The sequence below is a fragment of the Bacteroides sedimenti genome (assembly GCF_040365225.1).
Lineage (GTDB): Bacteria > Bacteroidota > Bacteroidia > Bacteroidales > Bacteroidaceae > Bacteroides > Bacteroides sedimenti.
Genome location: NZ_AP028055.1, coordinates 186083 through 202676, shown reverse-complemented (window position 1 = coordinate 202676; position 16594 = coordinate 186083). Strand labels below are relative to the sequence as shown.

General features: G+C 41.3%; 18 protein-coding genes. 10 read left to right on the top strand and 8 right to left on the bottom strand.

Translation table 11 applies throughout. From position 1 onward, the window contains the following. Positions 1–49 precede the first annotated feature (49 nt). The 5 genes from ABWU87_RS00750 to ABWU87_RS00730 all read right to left on the bottom strand — a co-directional run bounded on the left by ABWU87_RS00750 (position 50) and on the right by ABWU87_RS00730 (position 5663). Positions 50–1132, bottom strand: a complete 1083-nt coding sequence (locus ABWU87_RS00750) for a glycosyltransferase family 2 protein (RefSeq protein WP_353332334.1) — start codon at positions 1130–1132, stop codon at positions 50–52. Further along, a complete protein-coding gene (locus ABWU87_RS00745; RefSeq protein ID WP_353332333.1) occupies positions 1125–2276 on the bottom strand; it encodes a polysaccharide pyruvyl transferase family protein in 1152 nt (383 codons plus the stop codon). The genes ABWU87_RS00750 and ABWU87_RS00745 overlap by 8 nt, the downstream gene beginning before the upstream one ends. 13 nt (positions 2277–2289) lie before the next feature. Then, positions 2290–3522 carry a Coenzyme F420 hydrogenase/dehydrogenase, beta subunit C-terminal domain gene (locus ABWU87_RS00740; RefSeq protein WP_353332331.1) on the bottom strand — a complete coding sequence of 411 codons (1233 nt, stop codon included), beginning with the start codon at positions 3520–3522 and terminating at the stop codon, positions 2290–2292. 5 nt (positions 3523–3527) lie between these two features. Continuing rightward, positions 3528–5090: a lipopolysaccharide biosynthesis protein gene (locus tag ABWU87_RS00735; RefSeq protein WP_353332329.1), complete on the bottom strand. Its 1563-nt coding sequence runs from the start codon at positions 5088–5090 to the stop codon at positions 3528–3530. A gap of 384 nt (positions 5091–5474) precedes the next feature. Further along, positions 5475–5663, bottom strand: coding sequence for a hypothetical protein (locus tag ABWU87_RS00730; protein WP_353332327.1), 189 nt, complete (start codon positions 5661–5663; stop codon positions 5475–5477). Positions 5664–6026: 363 nt separating this feature from the next. Between ABWU87_RS00730 and ABWU87_RS00725 the strand changes: the two genes are divergently transcribed. From ABWU87_RS00725 to ABWU87_RS00715, 3 genes are all read left to right on the top strand, one after another. Next, entirely contained in the window at positions 6027–6350 is a 324-nt protein-coding gene (locus ABWU87_RS00725) for a DUF4248 domain-containing protein (protein WP_353332325.1), read from the top strand. 424 nt (positions 6351–6774) lie between these two features. Further along, a complete protein-coding gene (locus tag ABWU87_RS00720) occupies positions 6775–7461 on the top strand; it encodes a hypothetical protein (protein ID WP_353332323.1) in 687 nt (228 codons plus the stop codon). Then, positions 7445–8836 carry a replicative DNA helicase gene (locus ABWU87_RS00715; RefSeq protein ID WP_353332321.1) on the top strand — a complete coding sequence of 464 codons (1392 nt, stop codon included), beginning with the start codon at positions 7445–7447 and terminating at the stop codon, positions 8834–8836. Before ABWU87_RS00720 ends, ABWU87_RS00715 begins: the two co-directional genes overlap by 17 nt. A 49-nt stretch (positions 8837–8885) precedes the next feature. Here ABWU87_RS00715 and ABWU87_RS00710 read toward each other — a convergent pair whose 3' ends face one another. The 3 genes from ABWU87_RS00710 to ABWU87_RS00700 all read right to left on the bottom strand — a co-directional run bounded on the left by ABWU87_RS00710 (position 8886) and on the right by ABWU87_RS00700 (position 10687). Beyond that, positions 8886–9185 carry a hypothetical protein gene (locus ABWU87_RS00710; RefSeq protein ID WP_353332319.1) on the bottom strand — a complete coding sequence of 100 codons (300 nt, stop codon included), beginning with the start codon at positions 9183–9185 and terminating at the stop codon, positions 8886–8888. A gap of 129 nt (positions 9186–9314) precedes the next feature. After that, positions 9315–10118 carry a polysaccharide biosynthesis/export family protein gene (locus ABWU87_RS00705; RefSeq protein WP_353332318.1) on the bottom strand — a complete coding sequence of 268 codons (804 nt, stop codon included), beginning with the start codon at positions 10116–10118 and terminating at the stop codon, positions 9315–9317. Positions 10119–10465: 347 nt separating this feature from the next. Beyond that, positions 10466–10687, bottom strand: coding sequence for a DUF4248 domain-containing protein (locus ABWU87_RS00700; protein WP_353332316.1), 222 nt, complete (start codon positions 10685–10687; stop codon positions 10466–10468). Between the two features lie 221 nt (positions 10688–10908). Between ABWU87_RS00700 and ABWU87_RS00695 the strand changes: the two genes are divergently transcribed. The 7 genes from ABWU87_RS00695 (at position 10909) to ABWU87_RS00665 (ending at position 15850) form a co-directional block, all read left to right on the top strand. Further along, the gene (locus ABWU87_RS00695; RefSeq protein WP_353332314.1) at positions 10909–11343 is read left to right on the top strand and encodes an HU family DNA-binding protein; all 435 of its coding nucleotides are present in this window, start codon (positions 10909–10911) and stop codon (positions 11341–11343) included. Next, a complete protein-coding gene (locus ABWU87_RS00690) occupies positions 11340–11609 on the top strand; it encodes a hypothetical protein (protein WP_353332312.1) in 270 nt (89 codons plus the stop codon). The genes ABWU87_RS00695 and ABWU87_RS00690 overlap by 4 nt, the downstream gene beginning before the upstream one ends. Positions 11610–11749: 140 nt before the next feature. Further along, positions 11750–11872 carry a hypothetical protein gene (locus tag ABWU87_RS00685; protein ID WP_353332311.1) on the top strand — a complete coding sequence of 41 codons (123 nt, stop codon included), beginning with the start codon at positions 11750–11752 and terminating at the stop codon, positions 11870–11872. Between the two features lie 54 nt (positions 11873–11926). Next, positions 11927–12373 (top strand): N-acetylmuramoyl-L-alanine amidase, encoded by a 447-nt coding sequence (locus ABWU87_RS00680; RefSeq protein WP_353332309.1) that lies wholly within the window; start codon positions 11927–11929, stop codon positions 12371–12373. 1983 nt (positions 12374–14356) lie between these two features. Continuing rightward, positions 14357–14578 (top strand): helix-turn-helix transcriptional regulator, encoded by a 222-nt coding sequence (locus ABWU87_RS00675; protein ID WP_353332308.1) that lies wholly within the window; start codon positions 14357–14359, stop codon positions 14576–14578. Continuing rightward, the gene (locus ABWU87_RS00670; protein ID WP_353332306.1) at positions 14575–14910 is read left to right on the top strand and encodes a HipA N-terminal domain-containing protein; all 336 of its coding nucleotides are present in this window, start codon (positions 14575–14577) and stop codon (positions 14908–14910) included. Before ABWU87_RS00675 ends, ABWU87_RS00670 begins: the two co-directional genes overlap by 4 nt. After that, on the top strand, positions 14903–15850 hold the full coding sequence (locus tag ABWU87_RS00665; RefSeq protein WP_353332304.1) for a HipA domain-containing protein: 948 nt from the start codon (positions 14903–14905) through the stop codon (positions 15848–15850). The genes ABWU87_RS00670 and ABWU87_RS00665 overlap by 8 nt, the downstream gene beginning before the upstream one ends. The last annotated feature ends 744 nt before the right edge of the window (positions 15851–16594 follow it).

Genomic DNA, 16594 nt, shown 5'->3' with positions numbered 1-16594 from the left:
TTTATCATTGATTATGTTTAAACATATAATAATTACACTCAAGTTCATATTAGACTTTGAATTCACATTTACTTTTTAAAAAAAACTTAATTTTTTTATATACAAAATAACTTTTTGAATAGCAATAAATAAAAAACAAAATTAATTTTGAGTCATCAATCAATATAATCTTGGAAACAATTGAAGGTTTAATTTCCTTTACGATAGACAACTTATATGTTAAATAATTTTTTTCACTTAAATATTTATCTAAATATTTACGCAGATTCTTTAAAGATTCTCCAATACCAGTCGACAATATCAATGACTGCCAAAAAGAAGTATATCTCCAGATGATAGTATCATCAACATATGTCCAAATTGCTTCACCTTCAATATTATTTTCTATAAACTTACATTTAGCTTCGTATTGTTTTTCTATCAATTTATCATACACATCAAAAGAGTAATGTTTACCAGATAATCCTTTGCCTGTCTGTAAATACACATATCCAGAGTAGTCTATATTAACAAGAGTCTTGCATTTCGAGAGATAATCATAACTAAAGATTAGATCTTCACCAAATGATAATGACTCAGGAAATTTAATATCATGAAGGATAAGTATATCTTTACGAAACAGTTTATTACATGGTCCATTAAATATTTTTGATCCTTCTAAATCGGATATATGAGATCTAAAGTCTTTTTTAGTATATAATTTGCATGGAGGAGCTATATACACTGTTTTTTTACCTGTATATGTGCTTAATAAAGTAAATCCCGATGATACTACATCGGCATTACAGTTGTTAGCTAACCTAGAAACTTCATACATCCTTTCGAAATAATCAGATAATAAAATGTCATCTGAATCTACAAAAGAAATATAAAATCCAATTGATTTATATATACCCAGATTACGAGCCTTGCTAACACCACCATTTTGAATATGAAATACTTTAATTCTTTTATCAATAAGTGAATATTCATCACAAATCATCCCAGAATTATCAAGTGAACCATCATCTATTAGTAACAACTCAAAATTTTTAAAACTTTGATTTAAAATACTATCGATGCATTTTGCTAAGTAATTTTCAACATTATAAACAGGAACTATAACGCTTATTATAGGATTCGAATCATTCATAATTGTTTTTTAAGACTTTAGAGAGAAAATTAAGAGAACTTGTTCTTTTGTTTTTTAACAATTCTTCAATTCTAATATAATCGATATTTTTATGCATTAATTCTTTAGTCAATTCTGAAGGAAATGAGATCAAACGATCTTCTAAACCAAACATATTCAATAAAGATGTAAAACGAGTTATTCCGCGCTCACTGTTACCTATAGTAATAAATGGTTTATTGAAAATTATAGAAAACACAGTACCATGAAAAGAATCTGTTACTACATAACTTGCATCTAAAAAACCTCTAAGCCATTCTGTAACTGGTGGAAATATACAATGTTTTATGTTTTTCGCACCTACTTCTGCATATTTACTTTGAGGTAATGTTGAAAACGGTAAAAGGTCAAATTCTTTTGCTACTTTAGAAATTATCTCTTCTTTCTCATGAGATCTATCTAATATATAAGTCATTAAAGTACCCTTACTTGCAGGCGTACTATCTTTCTTAATTAATTCTATATAATCATCTTTAGTACATAACATTGTAGGATCCAATACTAGTTCAGCCTTAACCCCAAAATAATCTTTACAAAGATCCTTTGCAGAGTCTTCACGAACAGAAATAGCATCAAATTTTTTAGCTAAGGCAGCACATAGGGACGTCTGAATATCATTGAATTCCCAATTATCTACACCAAAGGATGCAGCATAGGCAATACGTTTTACTTTATCTTTTTCAGTAAGAAAATCTAAGAAATAATTAGATATGTTGGGTGAGTAAGATGGGCGCCAGACTTGATCACTACCCACAATATAAGCATCAAATTCATATTTTTTCAGAGATGAAAAATTATTTAATGAATAGATTGGCTCTGTAACTTGTATATTTTCTTTTATAAAACGATTTGTGTTTTGAGCTATTAATTTTGACTCTTTATCTGTTGGCCAGACTCTGATAATATATGATTTAGTCTTGAAAGCAGAAAAAATCATTCGTTTTAAATATGAAAAGATTCTTCTCAATAAAGAAACCTTCTTGTATGGTCTATTTATAGTCCAAGCTTTATATCCCATCCGTTTTAAAACAGTCTGCAAAGCATAAGCTTGTAATAATCCTCCATAATTTGTTTGTAATGGTTGAGTAAGTATACCTATTTTCATTTTTTTGACTAGTTTATAATTTCATTCTTTTTGAAATCATTGAAAATAACAAATATATCGATTGTATAATTTTAAATTTCAATCTAATATATAAAGGGATATAAGTCGATTTGTATACAAGCTCGTACAATGATATGCACTCAAAACTGTTATAAAATATTTTTCGAGACTTAGGTAATTTTACATTTATTTCAAGACATGGATTATACTGGAAAGCTTTTTGATAAGAAGTTTCTACAGAAATAACATTTATGTTTTTATAAATAGTCTCTCCTTTTTCCGTATTTACCAATACTAAACTGACCCCCATATCATCATCAAAATCTTGCAATACATTTTGTATTCCCCAATAATCAGCAATAGACAAATCGCTGCCACTTTTAAACGATTTACTGGGACATTGATAGCAAGACGGACGTAAATAGAGGTCTTTCAGAAAGCCTTTCATAAAAACATTTTCAGTTAATGGTTCTGAGAATAAAATTGATTTCTCTTCTTTTTCCAAAGGAACAGACAAGGTAAGAGCAAAACTATATTTTTTCCAGCCAAGTCTTTTATCACGAAATTTAATATCGTTTATTAAGCTTCTTTTATCTATAGGGTAAGACAAAACTGTTTTTTCCCCATCAACGCCCTGACGTGCTATTGTTTCGTTGAGATACATTCTAAACACCTTTGGTGATGGTACACCATGACAAACAAAATCGACAGCCAGAAGATTTACGTATTCTCTCCGCAGAAACAATTTCAAACCTGCAATTTGACAAGGTGTCCCACTAAACAGTACTTTTCTGCCTTGCTTAAGAAACTCTTCTGCTTGTCTATAGGTCTCCCCGATTTGGCTTTGAACATATTTGGAACCTCTAAAGACAGCTAAACCTTCAGAAGTTTCAGTATAATCGTGAATAACTTCCCAATCTTTATTAAATTTTGCACCAAACACTACGCCACCTTCAGATAAAACATACTCTGCAAGCAAAGTAAAAATACCGCCTGAAGAACTCTCCATACGAATTTTTTCATCTTGATTTTTGGCAGCATATACTTTTAATGGTTTGCCTGGATTATTTTGATTTATTACAGGACACACCTTCTCACACAATCCACAATCAATGCAAACACCTTTATCAATAACCGGATAAAGAAATCCTTCATAATCTTCTTCCATTTTGATGCATTGTTTGGGACATTTGGAAACACAGGCATTACAACCGCAACAATCTTTTTTATCAACTAATTCGATCATAGAGACTATTTTTTAACTTTAATAGCTATCATACGAAGTTTACTATTTACAAACAGACGTTCTTCGTTCTTTAAGCCTATATAATAAACAGCTAAAACTACTGATAATAAAGAAATAAAACATACAGTAAAAAAACGTATTATTTCATGATTTATGTAAATCTTCACCATCAGTGGACTAACAACTGCCACAACAGAAACCATTAATATGGGAGACAATACCTGTTTAAGAAAAGCGATCAAAGAAATATTTATTAGTTTATTTATTATCAGAAGACGTGAAAAAAGAGCTATTATCGAAATTGAGATACTAACATATAGTGTTGTTTGAGGCGGAAAACCCAATTTCAAAAACAGATAAGATAGTGGGAGAATAAATAATAATAATCCTCCAACTACAGTCTGATAAACTTTTATCTTTCCAGATGCTTGCGCAGCAGTCATTAAAGGACCTGATATACAATCAATCAGCGTATTTATTAAGACCAATCTACAAAATAATGCAGTGTAATTAGGAACTGTTTTAAGCCACCATAAAAGAATTGTATCGGTTTCGATAAGAATAGGTAGACTCAATGTAAAAAGCAGAAAGAATGAATATTTTGATCCTTGAAATATCAATTGAAACATATATTTCCGATCACCCGAAGCATATGATTTTACAATTTGAGGATTCATAGCCATCTGAAAATTACCAACAAAGCCATTTACAGCTGCATTAACCGAATATGCAACTCCACGAGCAGCATTAATTACAGGACCGAAAAATATATTCAGTAGAATATTTATTCCTTGATTCATGGTTACAGATGCAATATTTCCCCAAAGGTTCCAACCTGCATAACTCATTAGAGTTTTAAAAAGTGATTTATCCCAGAAGTAATAGTAAATACATTCCTTAAATTTACGGATGCAGTAAACAATATTAATTGTTGGTATCAACAATGACACTCCAAAAACCAGTGCTGCATATAATTTTAACTTATCAAAGCCTAGCCATTGAAGCATGAAAACAATTAAAAGTTTAAGAGTAACTTCAACAATACTCACATATGCGTATATATTCATTTTTTCGTGAGCAATGATGGAAGCATTATAGGGTACATTTAAAATGGTAACCATAAATGACAGAATGGAAAACTGATAAACCCAGTTGGCTGCATTCACCCTCTCCACAGGAATGATTAATTGGGTATTCAGAAACCAAAGCCCGATAGTTTCTGCCAAAAAAAGTACAACCAATGCAATTATTGCATGGATATTTATACTCATGCTAAAGACTCTACGCTGTTGCTCAAAATCTTGCCTGCCTAACTCAAAAGAAAGAAATCTTTGGGTACCGGAAGTCATAGCACTATTCAAAAAAGAGAACATTAAAACAACGCCTCCTACAACATTATAGACACCAAAATCTGATACACCTAAGGTATTTAGAACAACTCTTGACGTATACAAGGATACTGCCATGGTAAACAGCATACGAATATACAGCATCGCGGTATTTTTGGCAATTCTCTTGTTATTTTCGGAATTATTTGTTGAGTTATTTATGGTTTTGTTGGCTGTCATAGGAATAAAAAAAGCCCCAACACCTGTAATAATTTTACTACAGATATCAGGGATTAGTATGTAATCAAAATGTCATTATCAAATAAGTCGTGTCAATTTGCTTCAATAAAAAGAAGCTGATATTTGTGTTGTGGAGGTGATCTCCGGATATGACAAGGTTCGTCACTAACATTTTAATGCCGGTAACGAACGTTTTTTGTCTATTCGGCAAAGATAGAGACAATATTTTGCAAATGGAAACTATTTAACTATTTAAAGATATTAAATTTATATGAATTTTACAATTTTATAACTATGCGGGGAATATTCAATCTTTTAACAAGTTGATTATTAAATGATTGTTTTAAGTTAAAATAACCTATGCTGATTTATTAATTGTTTATATTATCTGTTCTTTTGTCTTGATACAAATGCTTGTTCTTTTGGCTTGATCCAAAAGAACCAAAAAATCAAGGCTGCACGCTCTACGCTACTACGTGAGCTGTTTCCGCTAAAGAAAAAGAACTCACTTCGTTCAAACAGCTTTTTCTTTTTAACGCTACACCAACTCACTCCGCTTAACGCTACGATCATGAGGCCGATCCTTCTTTTGGGTTTTGCGCTTTGCTACGCTCGCTTACATTCTTACGCCTGGGATTTTTTTTCTTACGCCTGGGATTTTTATTTCTACGCCTATGATTTTTTTTCTTAGGCGTAAGATTTTGACTGATTGGGGGGCTGTTTGTTGTTTTGATGTTTTAATTTTACACCTTATATATTGGGTTTTTGGAGTTGATTACTACTACGTAGTAATCAAAGTATGTATATAATATTTGGTAATATTACTTAATATTTGTTATTATAATTTATTTGTCATACAAAGATTTTTTATATCAACTTTAAGGGCTATGTTTGCAGCGATATATTTTTTTTATAACCTTAAAAAACTAAATTATTATGAGTGAGGCCACTAAAGAAGAAATCACAGAATGGATGATTCTATTCAACGTATCAGACTGCGAATCAGTAAGCACAATTGCAAATATCTACATCATTGAGAGTGAACTCAAGGAAGTGAACTTACGGAAGTTCAGGAAGTTGCTGAAGGATTCGCTCATCTATGACGAACTGCTGAAACTGGGGTACACCGACCGAAGCCGAAGGTTCACAGCCAGGCAGCAGCAACTGGTGATGATGCACTTGGGGAAACCGAAAAAAGCCCTGAAGGAACTGGAACGTACGAAGCGGATGCTGAACAAAGGTAGGGATCTCTTGTTGTGATTTAGAAATTGAGTTTTGCGTTTTGAGGTGGTTTTTAAGGCGTTTTTGACCATTTTATGTTTATTTATAAACATTATTCTTAAACTAATTAATTGTTTGGTGCGCAGTGCGCTGCGCACTGGAAACAACTTAACACGCTAACTCTTTATGTATCAATGTTTTTTAAAAGTTAAGAGAGTGCGCACTGGGGTGCGCACTCGTTGTATATATATTTTATCAAAATAGGGCGTAACAAACTGTCATCCATGGAAATGGGTTTATCGGCATAACATACGAAAACGCTCGTTTTGCACGGATTTACACAAAACATGCCTTTTTAGACAAAATCTGCAGATTGCCACAATTATTTGGCGGCAACGAAAACAGGGGCTAGCTTTGCCGGTGTGATACGAATAACCAGTTATTAACCTTAAATTTTTACGAAATGAAAATCACAAAAGAAAATTCGCTTTTTTGCATGCACGAAAACGGGTATATCTTACTGCCACGAGACGTGGTGGAGATGCAGATGAAGGTAAACCGGCAAAGCAAGGAGTGCAACGATCTGTCGGCATTCGTCATCTTGCTGATGAAAGTGAACCACACCAACCGGGTGTTTGATTACAAGGGCGAAGAAATTCTGTGCAAACGGGGTGAATCGGTGATCAGCCTGAAAAACTGGGCGAAGATGTTTAACTGGACCATTGGTCGCACTCGCCGGTTCTTTGATAGAATGGAACGGTTGGAGCTGATAGAGGTGACTCCCACCGGCAAGGGGCTGAACCGAATCAGGGTAATAGATTACGACGAACTGACGTGCCGCGGCAAAAACGAACGGGAAAATCTGCTGAAGTCGGCCGAAGAGGAGTTCGAACTTTTCTGGGAGCTATACCACGAAATGACGGAGAAGCCAAAGCAGGAGAGAAAGGCGGCTCTGAAGGAATGGAAAATCCTGACGGCGGAGGAAAGGAGGATGGCAATAGTGGGGATAGAAAACTATGCAAACACGGAAGACAAGCGGTACTACCGAAAGGCTCACTCCTACCTAAGGGACGGATCGTACCTGAACGAGGAGGGTGTGGAAATGAATTTTTACTTTAAAGGAACCAACCACTATGAGCCAGAATTTTAATTTACCCATAGCCCCCGAGCTGGAAAAAGCGGTGCTGGGGGCACTGCTCCTGGAAACGAAGGCGATGCCGAGGGTAAGCAACCTGCTGCGCACGGAGATGTTTCACGAGGAGCGTCACCAACTGATATTCGGCGCCTTAAGGGGGATGTTTACGGATGGAAGGGCGATAGATATTATCACCGTGACGGAGGAGCTGAACCGAACCGGAAAACTGGAGAAGGTGGGCGGACCGTACTACATAGCAATGCTATCGGCCGACATGGCAAGCTCGGCACACCTGGAGGAGCACGTGCTGATAATGAAGGAGTACTTCATGCGCCGGGAGCTGATAAAGGGGCTGAGCCAATTGCTGGCAATGGCCACGGACATGACAAGGGACCTGATGGACGTGGTGTGCTGCGTGCAGGAGATGCTGGACAGCATAGGTAAGGATGCGGATTGGACGAACACGCTGCGAGGCATGGAGCACGTAATGGAGGCCACCATACGTCTTGCCGCCGAGAGAAGGGAGCTGTCGAAAGACGGGATAACGGGAATTCCCACGGGAATTAAGCAACTGAACCACATTACCGCCGGATGGCAGAAGGGCGACCTGACGGTATGGGCGGGAAGGCCGGGATCGGGGAAGACGATGGTGGCGATGCACAGCGCACTAACAGCGGCGGAAGCGGGATACAACGTGCTGTTTTGCAGCATAGAGATGCCGGGGGAGCAGCTGGGAGACAGAAGCATATTGCTGCGTAGCGATATTGACCCGAAAGCCTGGAGAAAAGGTACGGTGACAACGCCGGAATGGATGGAGGGTCAGCGCACGGCAAGCAGGCTGAAGCAACTGCCGATGATGATTGACGATAACCCATCGATGAGCATTGACTACATACGCGCGGAGGCGAGAACGCTGAAGGCGAAGGGGAAATTGGACATCGTATTTATTGACTACCTCCAGCTGAGCGACATGAGGGACCACGAGAAATGGCAACGGAACAGGGAACAGGAGGTGGCGATAGCGGCACGGAAGGCGAAACTGATGGCGAAGGAGCTGGACTGCCCGGTGATAATGCTGAGTCAGCTAAACCGGGAGGCGGAGCAGAGGGTGACGAAACGTCCGCAGCTATCGGACCTGCGCGAGAGTGGCGCCATTGAGCAGGATGCGGACATGGTGATATTGCTATACCGTCCGGCGATGTACGGCATCACAACCGACAAGGAGAGCGGATTTCCTACCGAGGGCCTGGGTATGGCGATTGTGGCGAAGCACCGGAATGGTGAGACGGGTACGGTTTATTTTGGGCATAATCCTACTATGACTTGCATAGAGGACTATGTTCCTCCTAGGGAATGGTTTGAACGGTTGAAAGAAAAGAAGGACTCGTAAATGAGTTCTTCTTTTTTTTTATCTAAAAGAGGGTAAAAATCAGTTTTGTTTAATTTTTGATTTTAAGCTCGTTCTTCTGTTCTTTTGGCTTGACCCAAAAGAACCAAAAGGTCAAGGCTGCATTTTTTTTGCTAAAATCAACCTGCATTTCGCTAAAGGAGCTCAAACTCGCTTCGCTCAGACAGTCGCTCCTTTTTAACGCTCCATTACGGTTGATTTCTTCACGCAAAAAAAAGTGAGGCCGGTCTTCTTCCGTTTTTGATGCTTTGCTGCGATCATGAGGCCAGTCCTTCTGGGTTTCCGTTGGGGCTGCAATTTCGGGACGCTTAACATTGTTCGCTTCGCTCACTCGTTTTGAGGTGGGCTCGCTTACGCTTCGCTCTCAGCTTTGCTCGGCTTTGCCTCGCTCGCTATGGGGTGGGCTTGCCTTCGGCTTCGCTTTACGCTTTGTTCGCTTCGCTACCTCGCTCTATCTACATTATTTCTTTAGCAGGGTAACCATTAGGGAGGCTACTCCGATTACGATGGAGGTTACTGAGAGCCAGAGGCTGGTGGCGGCTCCTACGTCGGAACCTTTGGCTTTGGCTTTATTGGGCTCTACGTACACTACATCGCCTTGCTGAAGGTAGAAGTAGGGTGAGAGGAGCAGGTTCTTGTCGTTGAGGTTGAGGGTGATGATCTTTTTCTGACCACCGGGTCCTTCGCGGAGGATTTTCACCACATCTCTGCGACCATAAATGGTGAGGTCGCCCGCCAGGGAGAGGGCTTCGAGCAGGCTCACTTTTTCGTTCCGGATGGTGTAGGCTCCGGGTCTGTTCACCTCGCCCAACACGGATATTTTATAGTTGATGAAACGTACGGTCACCACGACGTCGCCCTTGAGGTAGTCGCGCAGTTTCGCGGTTATCATATCGGCCACCTGGGTGGTGGTTTGATTCAACACCTGAAGCTTGCCCAGCACGGGGAAATCGATCTCGCCCTTGCTGTTTACCAGGTAACTCTGCAGCGTGGGGCTTGAGTAGGTGGAGCTTTCGCCCGAGGGGAGTGCCACCATCAGGTTGAACGGGATGTAGGTATCGGCATCTTCGGATCCGCTTACTACTATGCGAAGCACATCGTTGGGCTTAATGGTGGAAACGGGTTGTTGTTTTCCCTGAGCCAGCTGTGCAACCGAAAGTGACTCTGCGCCTTGCAGATAGGCGATATGTTTTGTGGACTTGCAGGCGGTAAAGATTACTGCCACGGCAACCAGTAATAGTAATTGAATGTTTTTAGTGCTCATAAGCGGGTATATAAAAAGAACGCTCGTTTTCTATTTTCGGCAAATATATACACAAAATATCATAACTGGAAACTATTTAACAGTTAATCTTGGTTTCTGCCTTTTCTCCGCACTATGCCCCGGTTTCTGCACCGGCTTTGCGGGGTTTACTGCAATCTGCATCAACCTGAATTCACCTCTCATCCTCCCCACCCCATCTTTCATAATACTGAGAATCAATCTTTTGAAGCAGTTTTATTACTCCCTTCGGCTTACATTAAACGGCATCGGGCCTAAATCTAACCTCCATCCCCTTACCTCTTCGTGCATCATACTGAGGATCAATCTATTGGAATGAAAATCAGAAATCACGGTTCGCCCAGGTAAGTAACGATGGCCTGCACCTGGCGGGGCGTGAAGATGCGGTTGCGCGGGTTGTAGTTGAGCATGGCCAGCTCTTCGCACAGCCGGTGGTTGGCCGCGATCCAGCGCGAAAGGGTGCGCAGTGCCGAGGGGATGCTCATGGAGGGGTTGTACAGGATGGCGAGCTCTAACTTGGAGTAACTCCGGATTCTGAATTCTTGTTCCATAGTAGTTGTATTTTGTGGTTTATGTTGCATGAATTTACTAAATAATTGGCACATACGCAAGCTTTTGGTGCACTAAAAACCTATTAAGAAGCCTGTAATGCAGCACGATGCACTGCAATGCACTCTGTTGTATGGATGGGCGGAAGAATGGGTATCTTTAGGGTGTTAACAAGAAAAGGAAAGCGCTTTCCTGCAGTATGAACCTTTAAAAAAGTAAAGAGATGAGTGTAAATTATTCTGTAGTATTGAGAAAGAACCCGGGGAAGATTGACGACGTGGGGAAGTATTACGCACTGGCGCAAGCCAATGGCGAGTTGAATTTCAACAGGCTGTGCAAGGACGTGAAGAGCCGGTGTACCGTGACCCGTGCGGATATGGCGGGTGTGATTGAAGCGATTGTGGAGTCGATGATTTATGCCCTGGAAGACGGCAAGATTGTGCGTCTGGGCAACTTCGGCAGCTTCCAGATTTCGCTGACCGGCGACGGGGCCGAAACCGAGAAGGAGTATAACGCTTCGATGATTCGCGGCAGTAAGATTGTGTTCCGCCCGGGCGAAATGCTGGTGGATATGATGAAAACCTTGTCGTACAGCCAGGTACCTGTGTTGCCGAAGCAGGCAGCGAAAGAGCCTGAAATTCCGGAAGAAGGTCTATGAAACCAATCGATGGAATAATCAGAATTCTGCAGATAGTGCTTCCGTTCTTGAAGAAGCGCGATGCACAGCATTTGCAGGAATTCACCGAACTGGTGAAGAGCCAGTACGACTACCTGATGGAGCAGCTGGGTCGCTTTGAGTGCGACTACTTTGAGCTATCCGAGAAGGTGCGAAGGATGTATATGGAGATAAACAAGCTTCACGAGCAGCTGAACGAGGCGCTGAAGAACCAGTGCCAGGTGCCGGGCTGCAAAGAGAGGCAATAGTGCTAGTGATGGAAGGCTCCCCTTTATGGAAAGGGGGGCTTTCTGTGGTTGAATCATCGGGAAGCAGGGGCTATCGGACTTATCTTCCATCAGAAGAAGTCTGGTTGGGAGATTAGGTTTATCAGCCTTAGTACAGGAAGATGATTTTGGGAGCGAGAGAGGGGTTATCTCCGGGAATCGAAGGGAAGCTTCAATCGGAAGACAAGTCATCGGTCTGGGCAAAAGAAACGGTTTCGGGAGCGAAAGAGGGAATCTTCTCCTGAGAATTGGAAGGGAAAATTAAAAGCCAGAGAAGGAACGGCGTAAAACAGTTGATTATGAGAGAAATAGATTTGATAGTGATTCACTGCTCCGCCACACGGGTGGACAGGGACGTGACGGCGCAGGACATAAACGCGGCGCACAAAGTGAGGGGATTCAGTTCGTGGGGATACCACTTCTACATCCGCAAAAACGGAAAGGTGGAACCCATGCGACCGCTGGACGAGGCGGGTGCGCATGCCCGGGGGTACAACGCGCGCTCCATTGGCATCTGCTACGAAGGTGGACTTGACGTGAACGGACGGGCAGCCGATACGCGCACGCTGCCGCAACGCATTGCCATGCACGCCCTGGTGAGCAGACTGCTGACGGAGCACCCGGAGGCGGAAGTACTGGGGCATCGGGACCTGAGTCCGGACAAGAACTACAACGGAATTGTAGACCCCTGGGAACGCACCAAGGAATGCCCCTGCTTTGAGGTAAGGGATGAACTGTGGAGCTAAGCCGGGAAAAGGTTGTTCGTTTTGCTGGGGTTTGGGGAAGGCGGGGATGCTCCTAGGGAATGACCACTCCCCTATTGAGAGGGTATGCGGAAGGCGGGAATGGCTTTTGGAAGGCTGTTTCCGCCTTTTGTTTGTAGTGGCGTTCAGAAGGTTGCAGCGAGCGAGGGATGGAATCGGGATTGGGAAAGGATTCTCTCCTATTGCGGTGGTTAGTGGAAGGAGCTGGTGGCTCTGAGCATGCCCGTAGTAAGATGAAGAATGAAAGGCGGGGGGCGGCTCTGGGGAGGGCGGCTCCCGCCTTTGTTTTGGGTTAGCGCGAGGAAATAATCTCCAAAATGCATAAATATAACGTAATAATATACATTAATTCTCATGTTTTTGAGGTGGTAAAATGAACCTTATTGTTAATATCCTTTATTTTGAGTGGTTTAAAATGATCTATTTTTTAAAGAATGTTGTGTTTTTATATGTTAATATGTAGTAATTCGAGAAATATACGATGTTGCTTTATTTTATTTTTCAATATAAAAAGTACAATTTCCCCAATGTTTGCTTTATACGTATTTTTTACCACGTTTTTCTACTTAGAAAAATCTACCTTTTATTTTTAAAGCATTATTTTGATTAACCGGGAAGGAATCCAAAATCCAATTTTGTTTTTTTTGGATTGACCTAAAAGGATTCAAAAGCTCAATTTTTGTTTTTCAATCCTTAGCTGGTTTGAATGCCTGTTCTTTTGTCTGGATACAAATGCAGGCACTTTTAGCTTGACCCAAAAGGAATCAAAAGCTCAATTTTTGTTTTTCAATCCTTAGCTGGTTTGAATGCTTGTTCTTTTGGCTTGACCCAAAAGAACCAAAAGTTCAAGGCTGCACGCTCTACGCTACTACGTGAGCTGGTTACGCTAAAGAAAAAGAACTCGCTACGCTCAAACAGCTTTTTCTTTTTAACGCTTCACCAACTCACTCCGCTTTACGCTGCGATCATGAGGCCGGTCCTTATTCTGGTTTTGCAGCTATGTTTTGCAAAATCAGTCTGTTTTACGATAAGAGATTTATTTTTGGTCTATCTCAAAAGGAATCAAAAGCTCAGTTTTGGTTATTAAGCTTTTGCTGGTTTGAATGCCTGTTCTTTTGTCTGGATACAAAAGAACCAAAAAATCACGGCTGCACGATCTACGCTACTACGTGAGCAGGTTACGCTAAAGAAAAAGAACTCGCTGCGCTCAAACAGCTTTTTCTTTTTAACGCTTCACCAACTCACTTCGCTTTACGCTGCGATCATGAGGCCGATCCTTCGTGGGATTGCGCTTTGCTTTGCTCGCTTGGTCCAAATCCCACCAACTCCACTTTACGCTGAAATCACAGGGTCAATTCTTCTGCGGGTTTCAGCGTTGCTTCGCTGGTTTGCTATACCTTATATATAGGCTGATTTATTTCACACCAAAACGGACGAAAACAAAAAGCGAAGGCAAAGCCGAGCCCACCCCATAGCGAGCGAGGCAAAGCCGAGCAATGCTGAGTCTCCAGAAATTGCAGCGGCTACAGAAACCCAAAGGACTGGCCTCCTTTTTTTTGCGTGAAGAAATCAGCCGGAATGGAGCGTTAAAAAGGAGCGACTGTCTGAGCGAAGCGAGTTTGAGCTCCTTTAGCGGAATGCAGACTGATTTTAGCAAAAAAAAGGCAGCCTTGAGCTTTTGGTACTTTTGGGTCAAGCCAAAAGTACAAGCAATTGAAACCAACAAAGATTGAAAAACCTGCAAATCAACTTTTGACACTACTGTAACAGCCTAAATTACAAGCAATTAAAATCATCAAAAAGATGAAAAACCTGCAAATTAACTTTTTGGTACTTTTGAGTCAAGCCAAAAGTACAGACAATTATAACCGTTCGGGTATAATTTATACTGAAAACTATAATTTTATACCTTATTGGGTATAAATACCAAATAAATTAATATATTTACACCCAAAAGGGTATAATATGGAATATATATCACTATCGGACTATGTGAAGCAGATGCGAAAGCTGCATCATCTTACGCAAACCGACCTGTCGGAAAAGGCGGGGGTGGGACTTCGGTTTATCCGCGAACTGGAACAGGGGAAGCAGACCATGCGGATAGATAAAGTGAATAGTGTATTGAACTTGTTTGGCACTGAGCTGGGACCGGTACCGATGGACAAATCTAAATGGGGATTATGAAACAGGCGGATGTATTTTTACACGACAAGTTGGCTGGTAGGCTGACGGAAGATGAAAGCGGATTCACTTTCGAATATGACGAGGATTACCTGCAAAGTGATGCGTCCGAAGCGGTGAGCCTTACTCTGCCGATATCGGGAAAACCATACAAAAGCATGGTGCTATTCCCATTCTTCGATGGCCTGATACCCGAGGGATGGCTGCTGAACATCGCCGAACGCAACTGGAAAATTGACAGTCGCGACCGGATGTCGTTACTATTGGCTTGCTGCAAGGATTGCATTGGTGCAGTGAGCATTGTCCCAACTTCAACAGAAAAAGGAAATGAATAAATGTTTGTATTGCTATAAAGAGCTGAAAGATGGTCAGATAGACTTTCATCCGGCCTGCTCCAGGAAGATATTTGGAACCAGCATTCCTCCTGTGCTGCCGTATACCCGTCAGCTTCTTCCGGAACTGGGCGAAGAGGTGATACGCAGCAGGACCGTTCTGACCGGGGTTCAGCCTAAACTGTCGGTAGACATGAGAAAAGAAAAGGACAAAACAGTTCCTCAAAGGTTTACCATCGTGGGGCTATGGGGACGGTTTATCCTGAAGCCTCAGACCGAACTTTACCCTCACCTTCCGGAGTTGGAGGACCTGACTATGCACCTGGCCGAAACAGCTAAAATGGCTGTCGTGCCTCATTCGCTGATCAGATTTGCCGATGGTGAGCTATGTTACATCACCCGCAGGATTGACCGGGACAAGAAAGGGAATAAGTTTCCGATGGAAGACATGTGCCAGCTATCGGAACGGCTTACGGAATATAAATACAAGGGGTCGTACGAGCAAATTGCGAAACTGATACTCTCCTACTCGAGTTCGCCAATGCTGGATGTGGTTAACTTCTGGGAACAGGTGCTGTTTTCGTGGCTCACCGGCAACGCGGACATGCATCTGAAGAATTTTTCGTTGTATAGCACCTCACGGGGAAGATATATTTTAACACCTGCCTATGATCTGCTGTCGACTGCACTAGTAATGCCGGAAGATACGGAAGAGCTGGCACTGGCACTGAACGGGAAGAAAAGGAGGCTGAAAAGAAGCGATTTTGAAACGGCTTTCGGAAGCTCAGGACTCGAGGAAAAGGTAATCGAAAATATCTTTTCAAAATTCGGAAAAGCTATACCTCATTGGATGGAGCTTGTTGATAACTCTTTTCTACCGCAAGAGATGAGGGAAAATTATAAGACAATTATTGAGGGTAACGGGAAACGGATTGGTTTGTAATGCCTGTTCTTTTGGCTTGAACCAAAAGAACCAAAAGTTCAAGGCTGCACGCTCTCCGCTACTACGCAAGCTGGTTACGCTAAAGAAAAAGAACTCGCTACGCTCAAACAGCTTTTTCTTTTTAACGCTACACCAACTCACTCCGCTTTACGCTGCGATCATGAGGCCGGTCCTTTTGCGGGTTTTGCAACTATGTTTTGCAAAATCAGTCTGTTTTACAATAAGAGATTTATTTTTGGTCTATATAAAAAGGAATCAAAAGCTCAGTTTTGGTTATTAAGCTTTTGCTGGTTTGAATGCCTGTTCTTTTGTCTGGATACAAAAGAACCAAAAAATCACGGCTGCACGCTCTACGCTACTACGTGAGCAGGTTACGCTAAAGAAAAAGAACTCGCTGCGCTCAAACAGCTTTTTCTTTTTAAAGCTTCACCAACTCACTCCGCTTTACGCTGCGATCATGAGGCCGGTCCTTCGTGGGATTGCGCTTTGCTTTGCTCGCTTGGTCCAAATCCACACTCCTCTTTACGCGTAAATACAGTTTCATTGCTCATTTTCTATACCTTATATATAAGCTGATTTATTCCACCCCAACCGAGAACGAAAACGAAAAGTGAAGGCGAAGCCGAGCAAACACCAAACGAGAGAAAAAACTGGAACGGGAACAAAAGGAAAAGTACAAAAGCAATGAGGGCACAAAAAACTAAAAGCGAAGGCAAAGCCAAGCCCACCCCAAAACGAGTGAGC

Bases quoted from the DNA above. Each gene is read 5' to 3' on its own strand.
- ABWU87_RS00750 (WP_353332334.1), bottom strand. From the start codon at position 1,132: ATGAATGATTCGAATCCTATAATAAGCGTTATAGTTCCTGTTTATAAT.
- ABWU87_RS00745 (WP_353332333.1), bottom strand. From the start codon at position 2,276: ATGAAAATAGGTATACTTACTCAACCATTACAAACAAATTATGGAGGA.
- ABWU87_RS00740 (WP_353332331.1), bottom strand. From the start codon at position 3,522: ATGATCGAATTAGTTGATAAAAAAGATTGTTGCGGTTGTAATGCCTGT.
- ABWU87_RS00735 (WP_353332329.1), bottom strand. From the start codon at position 5,090: ATGACAGCCAACAAAACCATAAATAACTCAACAAATAATTCCGAAAAT.
- ABWU87_RS00730 (WP_353332327.1), bottom strand. From the start codon at position 5,663: ATGATCGTAGCGTTAAGCGGAGTGAGTTGGTGTAGCGTTAAAAAGAAA.
- ABWU87_RS00725 (WP_353332325.1), top strand. From the start codon at position 6,027: ATGAGTGAGGCCACTAAAGAAGAAATCACAGAATGGATGATTCTATTC.
- ABWU87_RS00720 (WP_353332323.1), top strand. From the start codon at position 6,775: ATGAAAATCACAAAAGAAAATTCGCTTTTTTGCATGCACGAAAACGGG.
- ABWU87_RS00715 (WP_353332321.1), top strand. From the start codon at position 7,445: ATGAGCCAGAATTTTAATTTACCCATAGCCCCCGAGCTGGAAAAAGCG.
- ABWU87_RS00705 (WP_353332318.1), bottom strand. From the start codon at position 10,118: ATGAGCACTAAAAACATTCAATTACTATTACTGGTTGCCGTGGCAGTA.
- ABWU87_RS00700 (WP_353332316.1), bottom strand. From the start codon at position 10,687: ATGGAACAAGAATTCAGAATCCGGAGTTACTCCAAGTTAGAGCTCGCC.
- ABWU87_RS00695 (WP_353332314.1), top strand. From the start codon at position 10,909: ATGAGTGTAAATTATTCTGTAGTATTGAGAAAGAACCCGGGGAAGATT.
- ABWU87_RS00690 (WP_353332312.1), top strand. From the start codon at position 11,340: ATGAAACCAATCGATGGAATAATCAGAATTCTGCAGATAGTGCTTCCG.
- ABWU87_RS00685 (WP_353332311.1), top strand. From the start codon at position 11,750: ATGATTTTGGGAGCGAGAGAGGGGTTATCTCCGGGAATCGAAGGGAAG.
- ABWU87_RS00680 (WP_353332309.1), top strand. From the start codon at position 11,927: ATGAGAGAAATAGATTTGATAGTGATTCACTGCTCCGCCACACGGGTG.
- ABWU87_RS00675 (WP_353332308.1), top strand. From the start codon at position 14,357: ATGGAATATATATCACTATCGGACTATGTGAAGCAGATGCGAAAGCTG.
- ABWU87_RS00670 (WP_353332306.1), top strand. From the start codon at position 14,575: ATGAAACAGGCGGATGTATTTTTACACGACAAGTTGGCTGGTAGGCTG.
- ABWU87_RS00665 (WP_353332304.1), top strand. From the start codon at position 14,903: ATGAATAAATGTTTGTATTGCTATAAAGAGCTGAAAGATGGTCAGATA.